We start from the raw sequence: 14,749 nt of genomic DNA, 5'->3' as shown, positions 1-14,749 counted from the left end.
ATTATTATTTTTCTCTCACCCGTTCCCTCCAAATTTAAGCTAGCGTTTGAATTCTATTGAGCAGCTCTAAACAGGCCCTACTATTATGGTATGGGCATTTCCATAATCCGGCTTTGTCTTCTCCAGCCATCAAACTGCCATCTTCTTTTCTGCCCCAAAACCATTCACCATTAGTTTTATCGATGAGGTGAGTAGTGGTATAGTTCCAGATTTTATTGAAATGCTGAAGAAACCTTTCATCTTTAGAAATCTGGAAAGCGTTATATAACCCTACCAGGGCTTCTGCCTGTACCCACCAGTGTTTTTCTGCAATCAGGTGATCGTTTTCTGGATTGAATTCATATACCATTGCATCTTTATCAATACCCTCTATCGCTGCTAAACTGATTTTAAGGGCTAACTGCTTAAATTCGGTAATAAGTTCAACCTCTTTTATCGCTTCAGCTGCTTCGAGCAATAACCAGGAAGCTTCAATATCGTGTCCGTAAGAAATAGCGCTGGATTTAGGCTCCCAGTATTCATTGAAGAACAGTCCTAAATGGCCGTTAGGTTTTAAGATATGAGTTTTAAAAACCTTCAGCAGCTTAATGATCTGATGCTTAAGACCTTCATCAGGCCATAAGGTATATAGCAAACTGTAGGCCTCCAGAATGTGCAGATGGGTGTTCATTGTTTTTTTTTCATTTGCATCCTTATCACTCAATCGCAAATCATCTAACTGCGTCCAATTCCGGGCAAAAGCTTCAAAATAGCCCAGCTCATTTATATCATGACTATATTTTTCGATATCAGCATATAAGGATTTAGCGAGAGTTAAAGCATTTTCATCACCACTGGCGCTAAAATAGGCAGCTAGGCCATAAATGGTAAATGCAATGGCATAGATTTGTTTTTTTTTATCTTTCGCGTTTCCCTTAAAATCAACTGTCCAGTATACCCCGCCAAAACTGTAATCAATGAAATGGCTTTCTATGTATAGGTAGCTCCGCTCAGCGACCGCTAAATCCTCCTTTGAGCCGGTCCTTAAATAGGCGGCAGAAAAACTCCAGAGAATCCTTGCATTTAAAACTGAACCTTTATCAGCCCTAGGGATAATCTGCTCTGATTCATCAATCTGGCCAACAAAACCACCATGTTCATTATCTATGCTGCGCTGTTTCCAGTAACGGAGTATGGCTTGTAGTTCGAACTCAATTTCTGAAGCGCTTGGAAGAGATGTAGCTGACATAATCTGAAAATTTAATTTTGCTAAAACTAACTGGACTGAGCTGATAAAACTAATATTTTTTTAACATAAGCTGATACTAATGCATTATGGCTACAGCACTTGTACTATTCGAGCATTTTTTGATATTATTTTACCTTAACGATTAACAAAAATCGTATAATTTTTCACAAAAAGCTTAGCTATATGCCTCTATAGCCCTCATTTCACCTTTTCTCCGAATTCTAATGAAAATATCACTCAAGAGTTGGAGCTAAACATGTAGTGTTTTTTTAACTATATTGCCCTGTATAACCAAATATAATATGTCTAAAAATGTAATCAGGGAAATCACCCCTTTGACGCCGAACGACTGTTTTACCATTTTTTCCAGAACCAAACAAGAATTTGATTTCCCGCTGCACAACCACGAGGACATGGAGCTCAACTTAGTGCTCAATGCGGCCGGGGCTAAACGGATTGTGGGTGATCATATAGCTGAAATAGAGCAGCAGGAACTGGTGCTGGTAGGCTCTAATTTATCGCACGGTTGGTTTACTCATAATTGTGTAAGTGAGGACATTAGAGAGGTCACCATTCAATTTCATAAGGACTTACTAGATGAAAAGTTTTTAAAGCGCAATCAGCTTTCTTTCATTCGTAATATGTTTGAGCAAAGTAAGCGTGGTGTTCTTTTTTCTAAGGAAACCATTGAACGCATTTCCCCGCGTCTTTTGGCTTTGAGTAAGAAAAGCGGCTTTGATTCGATATTAGAGCTACTATCGATATTGCATGATCTCTCGATATCCAGGGATACCAAACTGCTTTCGGATTCCAGTTTTACTAAGGAAGATTATAATTATAATAGCAGAAGGATTGAAAAGGTATTTGAGTATATGAATAATAACTTCAACAGGCTTATCACCCTTTCTGAAGTAGCCAAGATAGCCAACATGCCAGAAGCATCCTTCAGCCGGTTTATTAAAAAACGCACCGGTTATAACTTTATTGATTCGCTGAACGAAATCAGGCTGGGACATGTCAGCAGAATGCTTATTGACACGACCCAGTCTGTTGCTGAAATTGCCTTTATTTGCGGCTTTAATAATATGGCCAACTTTAACCGCACCTTCAAAAGCAAAAAAGGCTGCACGCCAAAAGAGTTCCGTGAAAACTATGTTGGCAAGCGCGTATTTATTTAAAGTTAAAAGATTTTCTGCATGAAACTATGGAGCTGCTCGCGCCAGAATCTCCACTCATGTCCGCCTGAGCTATCGTGAAATTCATGGACGATTCCCTTTGTTTTTAGTTCATAATCTAACGCCAGGTGTCCCTGGTATCTAGGATCCTCTTTGCCGCAGGCGAGGTAAAGCAGACTAATTTCTTTGTTTACTTTAGCTGGATTAGCAAAAGCTCGAGGGACCCGTTCATTAATATCAAATTGTGCATCACTCAACAACCCGGCACTAAATTCGCCAATGTAGCTGAATTTATCTGGGTTTTTGAGCCCAATTAAGTAAGCCTGCCCGCCGCCCATGGAAAGCCCTGCGATGGCTCTGGATTTTTTATCCGCCCGGGCACGGTAATTTTTTTCTACATATGGAATGACGTCCTTTAAAAGTTCCTGTTCCAACTTCTCAACCCCTTCTTTGCTGCTCCCTCCTGCCCAGCTACCGTCTGTGAGTCCGTTGGTCATCACAATAAGCATTGGTTTTGCTTTATTTTCAGCGATAAGGTTTTCTAAAATTACATCCGCTTTCCCCGCGCTCTGGCTCCAGCTGGTTTCATTGTCTCCCCCACCGTGGCGCAGATATAAAACAGGGAAAATTTGCTTTCGATTTTTCTGGTATTCTGCAGGCAGAAAAATGCACATCCCTCTAGGTTTACCTAAAGCCGAAGACTCATATTTAATGGATTGCAAAATTCCGTGCGGGACGTTTTGATGCTCATCAAACCTTGCCTTATCACCAGGCACTTCCACGATACTCCCGTAGAGCTCAGTACCAGATTTTACAACCGGGTTTTTAGGATCAAGGGTCTGAATTCCATCTACAGAAAACACATAGGAATAAATCCCGGGCTTTTGCGGGGCAATTTTAATTTCCCAATTTCCTGCGGTGTCTTTTTGCATCTCTACAGGCTTAATGTCCCATTCAGCAAAAAGCAGTTTAACCGATTTGGCAGACTTGGCTTTAAACCTGAAAACAATGCTTTTATCATTTTCCACTACCGGAGAATATGGTGGAGAGGCCGGACCCCACCATCCCTGAACGCTGTAAGTGTTAGCAGGTTTTTGCGCCAGGATTGAGCAGGAAACCAGGCTTAAAAGAAGAAAGAGAATTTTTTTCATCATATGTATATTTTACCAGCCTTTCATCTCATCCAAAGAGATGATGTTTTCAGCTTTCATTAAAGCGTTTAATTGAGCAGGGGTATTGTGTGAGAATACTAATTCTGACCAGCCCATAAAAAAGGTCCATTTTGGCTGTTTTGCCATCACTTGCGCAGTAGGAAATACCTGACATTCACCAATGGCGATGGGCTTTTTGCCGCCAGCTTTTACCATAATATCATACTTTTGCTGGCTGAATCCTGTTTTATCATCATAAATATCCAGCGCAGCAACGTCCCAGTAATCTTCACCGGGATTATAATCTACCGCATCTTTTTCCAGGGTTTTAAAATCCTGTATGTCCCATACCCAAATCAGGTTATCTAGCTTTTTGGTTTTGCTTAAGTAATCGTGAGTGAGCTGGTAGAGTTTTCTTGTACCCTCCGCACCAGGTCTTCCGCCCCACCAGAAAACGCCCTGATTCATTTCATGCAAAGGTCTGAACAGCACTTCCACATTTTTCTCTTTGAGTTGGCTTAGATATAAAGCGATCTCATCCATCATTGACTTCCACCTGGTATTTATCAAAGTTCCATCGGTCAAAAGCTCCTTCCACTGCTGATCAGTTAATTTACTCAGCACCCCTTGCTTATCCCAGCCGCATGGCTGCTCCAGCGCAGGATTACATGCGTGCCACATGATATTAACAAGACTTCCTTTCCTCCACTGCTCCGCAGCTTCATTAATCATGGTTTGTCTGTTTTGAATATTTTCAGACTGGAATAGAAAATCCCCGCTCCAAAGCCCGGGATATTTCCCGGTCGTGTTAAATACTTCCTGCGTCCATTTTTTTGGTTCTGCATTTGGCTCCCGGTTATGTATACCAGAAATGGTATATTTTCCAGATACCGAGTAAAGGTAATTCAGTGATTTAAACCGGGTGGGGCCTTTCGTCGTTTTTAAGTCTTTCTTCCCTTTCTGCCGAGCAAGATTTTGCGCAAAAGCGAAATGGCTAAAGCTAAAAAGCATCATTAAAATTAAAGCGTATCGGCTATTTTTCATCTTTAAGGTTTCTTTAAAATGTATACAAAATCTGTATTAGGGGCAAGCTCAAGGTTATTGATGTCCAGGCTATCACCTTTTGATGAAATTTTGAGATCTGCATCAAAACGCTGAGTTTCGCAGTTATATTTGGTAAGCTTATAATTTGACAAGGTAACAGGTAAGCTAATATCAGTTTTCTGGATTTCAGCTTTAGGGTTATACAGGTAAATAAAAATATCAGCGCCGCATTTTACGCTAAACACTTCAATAGCCGTGTTAGAGCTCTTCACCCTCAGGCTATCAAAACTCCCTTTCCCAGACTGCATCATTTCTTCCTGAATGCGGCGGACACTAGCAATATATTTATCGGTGCCACGGTTATCAAAATACTCCCACCACCAGGAAAGCGGCAAGATGGGGGTCGGCGAGAAAAGGCCATACCACAATCCACGTTTAAAATCTGAATCCATGCCATCAGCGAAATCATCGAAGTTTTTAGACCAGTCATATTCATAGCCATATTCACCAATCACATATGGTTTAACATAGGTTTTGGTATAGCTTACAATGGTGGTAGGCAGGGCACGGTTATTTTTGTAGATGTGTTTTTGGTTAAAATCTATGGCATCAATAGAATTTAGTCCTTTTAAATCCCGGTGAGAAATGCTTGTGGTCACCAGGTGTTTATAGGGGTCTGTTTTTTTTACGTAGTCCACCATTTCCTGGTGCCATTGCACGATATGTTCAGCTGGGATTGGATTGTTTTTATCCCTGAACTGAACATTGTCTATTTCGTTGAAAAACTCCCATGCACCTATCGCGCTGCTGTAACCCCAGCGCGCAATAATGAACCTTAGACGGTTGCGGTATTCTTCCTTAGCCTTCGCATCTATAAAAAAATTAGCAGAAGAAACCCCATAACGTCCGTTTTTAGCATCATGAGATCCCGGACCTAAAGTGAGCATAATGTACAGGCCCAGTGAATCAGATAAATTAACCATTCGGTCCATTTTTTCTATCGCGCTTGGATTAAAGTATGCCGGGGAATTGCTGTATCGCCTGTTATTTATTCCACTTTTCCAGTCCAGGGGCAAATTCCATGAACAAATCCAGGTTCGAAAATAATTTCCCCCATGTTTAGCCAGCGAAGGTAGCATGTACTCATAGTTATACTTGGGATTTTCATGAAGGGCTTTAAAGTATTTTGAATCATCATCATCTCTTGATTCCCAGCAAATATTTTCTCCGATGCCCCTGAAAGCCTCGCCATTATCGAACCTGGAGGTCCAGTCATTGCCCTTATGCAATATGCCTTTAAGCTTAGATGGTGTTACTTTAAATGAAGAGGGTTTGCTTAAAGAAACCTCTTTGCCGTTTTTGCGCAGCGCGAAAGTATACGCATAGCTTCCATTTTCCTGGGCACTGAAGCGCGCCTTCCACAGCGAGCGCTTTCCGGATGGCCCAGATTCATAGTAACATGGCAGGTTAATTTTTTTACCAGTAGGAGAAGTAAGCTGCATGTCAAGGGCTAAATCTTCCTGAAAATATGGATTATCAAAATCTGCCTGCAATTCGATTGTCCATTCTGCTTTTTCATAGGTTTTCACAACCCGATTAACCTGGGTTGTTTTTATAATACGATTTTGCGCCTGCACAGAAAAACTCATCAAAATAACAAAGGCAAAACAAAAAGAGATATTTTTTTTCATAGGTTTCATTCGGGAATTTCCCCGGAAATTGGATTTGGTTAGCATTAGTGTTAGATTCAAATCTACAAGAGTGGATGTATTAAGCGTTAATAGTATTTTAACAAAATCCTATACTCAAATTTTCTTCACATAAATGATACAACAAAAAGGATTATCTTCCAAAAGTTATCCTGCCAAGCTTTATAATGCCTTTATACGGACTTTGTCTGCGCCGCATGATAAAATACAAATCATGCCTGCCTTTGATGAGAGCGTTGACTGGACTTACGATATCAGCATATTTATCAAACGAGCCGGTTGAATTGTAGCTAATTTTTGAGATTAAGGGTCCTGCACGCGAATCCCGCCTAACCTCGATTTCTCCATCCATGGTGGAGGCATAGTTAAATGTGAAATTTTTAATTCCATTTAGGTCCGTCTGTTTTAATAAAATATAAGCCTTATTATCTCCTTCAGATAAACTATTGCGGAAGCGCTCAAAACCCACATGAGCGTCCGCCAGCGCAGGGTTGATAACCGGGCTTCGTAAGAAAAACTCTTCGGTGCTGGAAAGTGGCCCAATAGGCTTTCTTCCACCATCGGTATAGCTGACTTGAAACAGGTAGCCACCTTCAGGCTCCTCTTTAATTGAATTTAACTTCAGTGTGCCGGTTTTGGCAAGCGCGATGCGCTGGGCGGTTTTCTCCTGCGGCATAGAGAAGATATAGTTTACGATTTCTTTTGCATCGCTGGTGGAAAGTTGCGGATGGGCGCTCATCACGCTTGTTTGCCCCCAGCTTCCACCACCTCCTTTGATAATTTTTTCCGCAAGTTTTTCTACCGAGCCGTTTTGAGAGCTGTAGCGGGCGGCGATATCAAAATAACTTGGTCCTATGGCTTTAGCATTCGCCAGATGGCAGGATTTACAGTCGCTGGCGGCCATTAGCGCTTTACCTGAATAACTGGCCTGCTGTGATTGATTTTTTTGACCTGCCGAAAGGTAAGTATAAAAAGCCTTCAACCGATTTGGTGCAATTTTTAGATCTTCCTTATCACTGGCCTGGATGGCGTAATTAAAGGGTTTATTAGCCCAGAAAAATGATTTATTCTCAGCACTATAAATAGAGACCACTGGAGGGGTATTACCAACTTTTATAATTAAAGTGTCTTTTGCGCTGGCGCCGCTTTTATCACGTACCGTTAAAATCGCCTTATAAGTTCCCGGGTTTTTAAATGAATATGATGGATTAATTTTATTGGACGCTACAACCTTGCCCTCAAATTGCCACTGGTAACTGAGCTGCTCATCGTCATCTAAATCATAGCTTTTTTGCCCACGAAAGTTTACCAGTAGTGGCGCTTTACCTGCAATGCTGCGATGGGAGGGGAAATTTTTTCGCTCGGAAGTTAAAAATACTGTTTTGTCCAACCGCTGGTGTTCTTTTTCATTTACGATTTCTGCTTTGGCAACAGGTGCTCGGTTTCCGGTATTATATTCAATTTTCACCAGCGAAGCATCCGCATTGGCCGCTCCATATACAGAACCATATTCGAGCATGTAGAGTATACCGTCGCTGGAAAAAGCCATATCAATGGGCCTTTTAAAATTTCCATTGGCCGCCATAAAAGGCTCATTTCGCACATAGTTTTCTTTTTCATCAAAACTCAAGGCAAATACCCAATTACGCATCCAGTCGGCAATAAAAAATTTGCCATCATAATACTCCGGAAAGCGGTTTACAGCGCCAGTTTGCTTATAGCTATAGAAAGTTCCGCCAATGATGCATCTGCCTCCAAGCCCAAGTTCGGGAAATTCCTTGGAAGCAAGGTATGGATACCAGATCATCGCAGGCATGGCCGGCGGCAGCTGGCTTAACCCGGTATTGTTTGGCGAATGGTTAACTGGTTTTTCAGGATCAAATTTTCCTCCGGCGGTCTTTTTTGCAAAGTCCCAATGCGCATAGGCCTGATTATCGCCAGCAAAATAGGGCCATCCGTAGTTGCCTGCGGACTTAGCCTGGTTCACCTCATCAAAGCCCATTGGACCCCGCTCGCTTTCCTGCCCCGCATCCGGGCCAATGTCGCCCCAATAAAGGGTCGAGGATTTTGGATTCAGCGCAATTCGGTAGGGGTTTCTGGTTCCCATCACGTAAATTTCAGGCTTTGTTTTTGGTGTCCCGGGCTTGAATAAATTACCTTGTGGAATGCTGTAGGTTCCATCAGCTTCGGGGTGTATGCGCAAAATTTTTCCCTTGAAATCATTGGTGTTCCCCGCGCTGCGTTGAGCATCTCCGCTAAAATTAACTTCACCCGGGCGCTCATCCAGCGGAGCGTAACCTTCAGAAGAAAAAGGGCTGCTGCTATCACCCGTTGAAAGGTATAAATTTCCCTCTTTATCGAAGGCGAGCGAGCCGCCATGGTGGGAGCCGCTATTTTTTTCAACCGGAACACGCAGTAGTATTTTTTCACTCGATAAGTCTAAGACGCTCATTTTTGACAAGCTAAACCTGGATAAGTTAAAATAAAGAGGTTCCTGGCTTTGGCCTGCTGGCGCATAATAAAGATAGATAAAGTTGTTTTTGTCAAATTCAGGATCGAGCGTTATGCCGATGAGCCCGGTGCCCCCGATATTGGTGGTCGCTAATTTTTCAACCAGGGTGTTTTTATGTGTTTTGGTATTATAGAGATACAGGTTACCGAAAAGTTCAGTGTAGAATATACGGCCATCTTCGCTCACAGCGAGCTCCATCGGGGAATTTAGGTTGGTAGACAGGATAGTCTTGGTAAAGCGGTTTTGCTCGGGGAGTGGTTTAGCGTAGGCTTTAGCATAGTCTAGCTTAGCCCCATTTCCAAGCGCATACTCAATGCCGCCGGCAAGCTGAGCTAAAAATAAAGGTTCTGAATAACTTTCTTCGGTATGTCCCAGGCCGGTGTAAAAAGCGCGTCCGCCATCATATTCATGATACCAGATGATAGGGTGTCCGGTGCCATTTGTTCCCCCATCGTAACTATCCTCATCCAGGCTGGCCAGGACCTTGATGCCGGGATAGAAAGACCTGTAATTATACCACTCATCGCTTCTTGTCCAGCTTTCCGGCAAATTGCTGCTTGCCGGATGGCTTTTATCGCTGACCTGGATGGATGCTTCACGCACATTTGGATTATGCGGATGAGAATCAAAATAAGCGCCGGTGAGTTGTCCATACCAGCTCCAATCGTATTCGGTATCAGCCGCGGAGTGGATGCCTACATACCCTCCACCGGCCTGAATGTATCGCTCGAAGGCCGTTTGCTGTTCTGAGTTAAGCACATTGCCAGTTGTAGAGTTAAAAATTACAGCGTTGTAAGCAGAGAGCTTTAGTTCATTAAAATAAGCTGCGTTTGTCGTGGTATCTACGCTATATCCTTTTTGTTCTGCTATCTTTTTTATTGCAGCAATTGCTGAAGGAATCGAGCTGTGGTGCCAGCCAGCAGTTTTGGAAAAAATAAGCAAGGCTGGTTTTGACTTTGGCGCCTGAAAGCCCTCAATAAAAAAAAGGAGCAGGCTGAATAGAAGCGTAAAATATTTTATTTGTAGTGAATTGTTCATCATTGAAGTTTTATCGTATTGGCTGGATTAATCCTGCAAGGCATACTGTATACCAGCGAGCAGGTGTTTTAAAAATAAAGGGTCTTCATAGTGTTCGGGGAAATGGCCAAGCGCAGTATAAAAACTCCTTCCCCCTTCAAACTCATGATACCAGGCGATAGGATGATAGGCGCCATTTTCGCCTCCCTTGTAGCTTTTTTCATCTACGCTGAGCAATACGTGCAGCCCCCGTTGCAAGTCCCGAAAGTTATACCACTCATCTCTTCTGGAGAAGGATGGCGGAAAAAATTTAGTAGCGGGATGGTTGCTATCCTCCAGGTGAAGGGTTGCAGTTTGAGGCTCGGGGTGACCGGTGAATACCCCGCCAACAAGCTTTCCATACCAACTCCAGTTTTTTTCTATCGTGGAAGCCGCGTGAATACCGACGAATCCTTTGCCCGAACGAATAAATTTTTGCATTGCTGCTTTTCCTGCGCTGTCGATAATATTTCCAGAGGGGCTTAAAAAGATTATTGCAGCGTATTGCTTTAGATTTTCCTCGTTTAGTGCGGTGGAGTCTGTAGTCTGATCTACAGAAAAATGGTTTACCAGGCCAAGTTTTTTTATCGCTTTAATACCTGCATCAATTGATTCATGGTGGTAACGGGCTGTTTTTGAAAAGATCAATACTTTTTTCTGGGCGCTGGCTAATAAACTCAGGCTAATGCAAAGGAGTAAAGTGAATATATTTTTCATCCGTATAAAATTATTTTCAATGGTTATGAAGCTATCATGATTTTATTCATTGGTTTTTGTGGTTGGAAAATCATGATGGTTTCATATCTGTATTTAAGGTTGTTTAACGTAAAAAATGTCCCTCAGTAAAATCCTGGCCTTATCTTCCTGGATTGTAATGCGCCGGTCTTCAATTTAAATGCGCTTTATATACCATTTGAAAGCATTCCCCAGCGCAGGTGCATAAGTCTCCACCGCGCTGAGGTTTGCAGATGAACTGGCTGATTTTAAAAAATTCTGGTTGGTTTTCATTTGGTCTTTTTATTTACCGACGAAGTATTTTTTAGCAGCACAAATAAGGGCTGACTTTCGCCACCTTTATCCGAGCTGTAATATTTGTTTCCAAGTAAAAGGTCGATTTTCCCATCCCCGTTAAAATCTCCACTATCCATCGTTAGTCCTTTTTGAAAAGCTACGTTTTTAGCTAAAGTAAAGCCCTTAAAGGCTAAGTTCCCCTGATTTTGAAGATAGATGAACGCTTCCCAAGGGCTAGATGCGGCAGGAAATGCGCTGATGGAAGCGATATCCAAGTCCCCGTCTAAATCGAAATCGCGGGCAATAGCTTTATAGCAGCCGTTCATTGGATAAAAAAATGATTTTCTAAACTGCCCTTTTTTATTACCGAAAAAAATATAAATGCCATGGTAGGGTTTTAGTACCGGAGAGAGGTCTGCGTTATCCCCGCAGGTATACAAAAGGTCTTTAAAGCCGTCCTGGTTAAAATCAACAAGTTCAAAACTGCTTGATCCATAAACCGGGGGGAAGCGTAATACTTTTTCAGTATCGAATTTACCGTTTCCAAGATTTCTAAACAGAAATACGCCTTCATCGCCTTGCGCAAATAAAGCATAAATGTCCGCTTTATTATCACCATTCACGTCGGTTATAATAAAATCTATTATCCCAGGCATCGGCCTCAAGATGTGCTTTTTATAAGTACCATTCTTACTCGCTTGCGCCCATAACAGCTGGCCAGTGAGTCTTCCAAACTCACCTATTAAAATATCTTTTAACCCGTCGCCATTTAAGTCCATTTTGAGACTTTTTACTGGCCTGGAAAGTGAAGAGAATATCGGTGTTCTGCTTAAAAGCTGCTGAAGTGCAGTAGGGCTGAACTCGTACACGCGCCCCCCACTGCTTTGGCTGGCCATATAATTTTCACCAATGAAAGTGGCAAGATTAGGCCTGGCAGATAAATCCATATCCACTAAGGTCCCTGGCAGCTTTGAAGATTTCAAAGTATCTAGCCGGGCATTGATTTGGTACAACTGGTTTGATATGCCGTTTTGGATAAGCAGACAATGATTTGATTCCGGACTAATTTTCACGTAAGTTGCTAAAGCAAGCTTACTATAGAAAATATCTTGCTTTGGCAATAGTACTTCAAAAGACGGAAGGCCAAACGTAATTTCTTTTCTTTCCTCTTCAGCTAATCTTTGCGGAGCGGAGTCAAGATAATAGGTTTTGATAGCCTGCCACTCCTTAATGGATAATAGCGGTGTGGAGGGAATAAGATTCTTTCCCTCTGCCTTTAGCGAAACGCTTGGGGCTTCCACTCCTAAAAACATGCCCATTGCTGGAAGCACTGCTCCTCGCCAGCTGTTTTTCGGCAGCAGACTAGGCTCGGGAAATTGGTGACAGGAGCTGCAGTATTTTTTAGCCAGTAACTCCCCACGCTGATCATCTGCTGTGTTAAAATTTAAGTTTTGTTTCGGTGTTTTAAGGTTTGATTTACCAAGAATATAAAAAACCATCGCGCTAATAAGCGCAATGGTGATTATCATTATATGTCTTTTGCTTTTACTCAATTTTTAGGGATGTAAGCGATTCTTTTATCAAAGTTTCAACGCATTTACGTCGATAACTACGATAACCTTGTTATTCAGTGCACTTAAGGAAAATTTACTTGGCGAGGAAATTGCCACCGCAAGCGCTACTTTTTTTCCAGTATAGCCCGATTTAAGCTGCGCGGCATCAATACTCAGCAAAAAGGTGCCTGCACTTTGCCCCTCAGGCACGGAAATACTTCCAGGAAGCCTGTAAAGTCCATCCGGGAGGAGTACTGTATTAGCTAGCAGGTTTGATGCTATCAAAGTGTTGATGGTATCAGGCCTGGTGCTGATGTTTACCGAGTAGCCCTCATCAGTGGTCTTTCCACTTCTAGCCACACCGAGAATCACCTTGAGCTGGTTAGTCTTTGCATCCAAAGTATAGTTCCTTGAAGCAGAATCCAGGCCTTTTGGCACCAGGTAATTAAGGTTCGAGCTTAGGCCCTGGGGCATATAAATTTTAGCATCACCATAATCTAAGTCCTGATCGTTTTTTTCGCAGGAGAACAAAAGCACCATTGAGCACAGCGCAAGCAAAATGGCGGAAGAATAAAATATTTTTTTCATTGCTTTTAAAATTAATAGCCTGGGTTTTGGGTAATTGATCCGTTTGAGCGCACAACTTCCGCTCTTGGAAATGGCAAGTAATACATCGCCGGAGCCCTGAAGGTCCGTGTAGCGACATCGACAATGGTATAATTGAAGCTGCCATTTGCATTTTTACTTACATTTACGCCCTTGATAGGCTGATTTAATAATGTGGCGGCATCGTTCCATCGAAGCAAATCCCAGTAGCGGTGATCTTCAAAGGCTAGTTCAATTCTGCGTTCATGCTTGATTGCTGCGCGGAAAGCATCTTTTCCGCCTGTCGAAACTGCTGGCATCGCCACCCCTACCCGTGCCCGCACCATGTTCAGTGCTGTTCTGGAGGTCATCGCTGCTGGCGCATCAGGCGCTGTGCCATCCGGACCGTAAGCCTCATTCATCGCCTCGGCGTAATTAAGCAACACCTCGGCGTAACGAATGGCTACCCACTGATGTTGCGCGGTGGCATTGTTCACTAAATCCAGATTTGGCGCCAGGAATTTTTTTAAATAATAGCCTGTGCGGGAAGTATTGGTTTTAGCCATATCATCAACAGCACCAGGGGACTGATCAATCGTACGACCGTTCCAACTGCTGCCATTTAATACTACCGTTTCTGAAAGTCTTGGGTCGCGGTTCGCATAAATGTTGGCAGCATCGGCGCTGCCTTTGAGTTCATACTCGGCCACAAGATTATGGGATGGGGTCACCCCACTCGCGCCACCAGTAGTTGTAATGGGATAATTGGCTCGCTCCAAATCATTGGATGCAGGCCTGCGAATAGCAAGAATGGTTTCGGCGCTGCTGAGTGAATTATTTCCCTGAAAATAATTCCCGTAACCTCCGGTATGAAGCGCGTAACCAAATGCAGGGGTAGCGATTATTTCCCTGGCGGCAGCCGCTGCCCTTGCCCATTTGGCGGGATCATTCGATGGGTTATGTAAAGGACTTGCCGCGTATAAAAGTACACGTGCTTTTATTGCCAGCGCTGAACCTTTAGAGAAACGTCCATCCTGGTCTGAAAAACCGTTAGTTTTCCAGCTCACAACCAAAGAGTCTTTATAGGTGTCGATTTCCGAAACTATGTAATCAACCACCTGATCATAACTGGATTTTGCAACCACTAAATCGCCACCAGCCTGCTGCAGCGTTTTGGTAACAATAGGTACCCCGCCATAGCGTTTAATAAGTTCAGAATAATAATAGGCCCTTGCAACATGCGCCTCACCACGGTAAGCACTGATGAAGAGTTTATCGCGGTTATAGTTCGTCACGTCCGTCAGGGTATCGCGATTCTGGCTGATCATCGCTTTCCAGTTTTTAGAATAATCCAAAAAGAAATTCGCCGCGCGGATGCCTTCATAGCAGGCATAATACTTGTTAGCCTCTGTCGAAGGGTTAGCCTCACTCAAGGTCGCCTGATTAAAAGGAATCACCCCTTGGGCAAAGGTTAGGGTTTGCTGGGCATCATCGCTGGCAGCGTCAAAAAAGCTATTGTCTAAAGTAGTAAATCCTACAGCAAAACTAATCGGTGCATAAAATGCATTCGCAAAGCCGGTCAGTGAGCTTCTGGTGGTCTGAATGGTTTCAGGTGTTGGAAGTGTATCCATCCTGGTATCCAAAAAATCTTTTTTACAGGCACTGAATAGCAGCAGGCCGGCGAAAAAGAGGGTCAAATATGGTGCTCTGATTTTCATCATTTTA

At 42.9% G+C, this 14,749-nt stretch carries 10 protein-coding genes; 1 reads left to right on the top strand and 9 read right to left on the bottom strand.

The window, feature by feature from the left end:
- Positions 1 to 34 precede the first annotated feature (34 nt).
- The gene (locus LUA86_RS10945) at positions 35 to 1,228 is read right to left on the bottom strand and encodes an AGE family epimerase/isomerase (protein ID WP_231461673.1); all 1,194 of its coding nucleotides are present in this window, start codon (positions 1,226 to 1,228) and stop codon (positions 35 to 37) included.
- Between the two features lie 302 nt (positions 1,229 to 1,530).
- On the opposite strand from LUA86_RS10945, the gene LUA86_RS10940 reads away from it, so the two are divergent.
- A complete protein-coding gene (locus tag LUA86_RS10940; protein WP_231461665.1) occupies positions 1,531 to 2,406 on the top strand; it encodes an AraC family transcriptional regulator in 876 nt (291 codons plus the stop codon).
- Between the two features lie 2 nt (positions 2,407 to 2,408).
- Here the strand turns inward: LUA86_RS10940 and LUA86_RS10935 are convergent, their stop codons facing one another.
- The 8 genes from LUA86_RS10935 to LUA86_RS10900 form a co-directional block, all read right to left on the bottom strand.
- A complete protein-coding gene (locus tag LUA86_RS10935; protein WP_231460673.1) occupies positions 2,409 to 3,557 on the bottom strand; it encodes an esterase in 1,149 nt (382 codons plus the stop codon).
- Positions 3,558 to 3,566: 9 nt separating this feature from the next.
- A complete protein-coding gene (locus LUA86_RS10930) occupies positions 3,567 to 4,598 on the bottom strand; it encodes a glycoside hydrolase family 26 protein (RefSeq protein ID WP_231460672.1) in 1,032 nt (343 codons plus the stop codon).
- Positions 4,599 to 4,600: 2 nt separating this feature from the next.
- A complete protein-coding gene (locus LUA86_RS10925; protein ID WP_231460671.1) occupies positions 4,601 to 6,289 on the bottom strand; it encodes a DUF5060 domain-containing protein in 1,689 nt (562 codons plus the stop codon).
- A gap of 151 nt (positions 6,290 to 6,440) precedes the next feature.
- Positions 6,441 to 9,860 (bottom strand): ThuA domain-containing protein, encoded by a 3,420-nt coding sequence (locus LUA86_RS10920; RefSeq protein ID WP_231460670.1) that lies wholly within the window; start codon positions 9,858 to 9,860, stop codon positions 6,441 to 6,443.
- A gap of 24 nt (positions 9,861 to 9,884) precedes the next feature.
- Positions 9,885 to 10,592 (bottom strand): ThuA domain-containing protein, encoded by a 708-nt coding sequence (locus LUA86_RS10915; RefSeq protein ID WP_231460669.1) that lies wholly within the window; start codon positions 10,590 to 10,592, stop codon positions 9,885 to 9,887.
- A gap of 287 nt (positions 10,593 to 10,879) precedes the next feature.
- Positions 10,880 to 12,415, bottom strand: a complete 1,536-nt coding sequence (locus LUA86_RS10910) for a VCBS repeat-containing protein (protein ID WP_231460668.1) — start codon at positions 12,413 to 12,415, stop codon at positions 10,880 to 10,882.
- Between the two features lie 51 nt (positions 12,416 to 12,466).
- Complete coding sequence (locus LUA86_RS10905; RefSeq protein WP_231460667.1) at positions 12,467 to 13,027, bottom strand: hypothetical protein; 561 nt, start codon at positions 13,025 to 13,027, stop codon at positions 12,467 to 12,469.
- A gap of 11 nt (positions 13,028 to 13,038) precedes the next feature.
- Complete coding sequence (locus tag LUA86_RS10900; protein WP_231460666.1) at positions 13,039 to 14,745, bottom strand: RagB/SusD family nutrient uptake outer membrane protein; 1,707 nt, start codon at positions 14,743 to 14,745, stop codon at positions 13,039 to 13,041.
- Positions 14,746 to 14,749: the final 4 nt, after the last annotated feature.

The organism is Pedobacter sp. Leaf132, assembly GCF_920984695.1.
GTDB lineage: Bacteria > Bacteroidota > Bacteroidia > Sphingobacteriales > Sphingobacteriaceae > Pedobacter.
The sequence above is the reverse complement of the archived record's forward strand: the minus strand, read 5'-3'. Positions and strand labels throughout refer to the sequence as shown.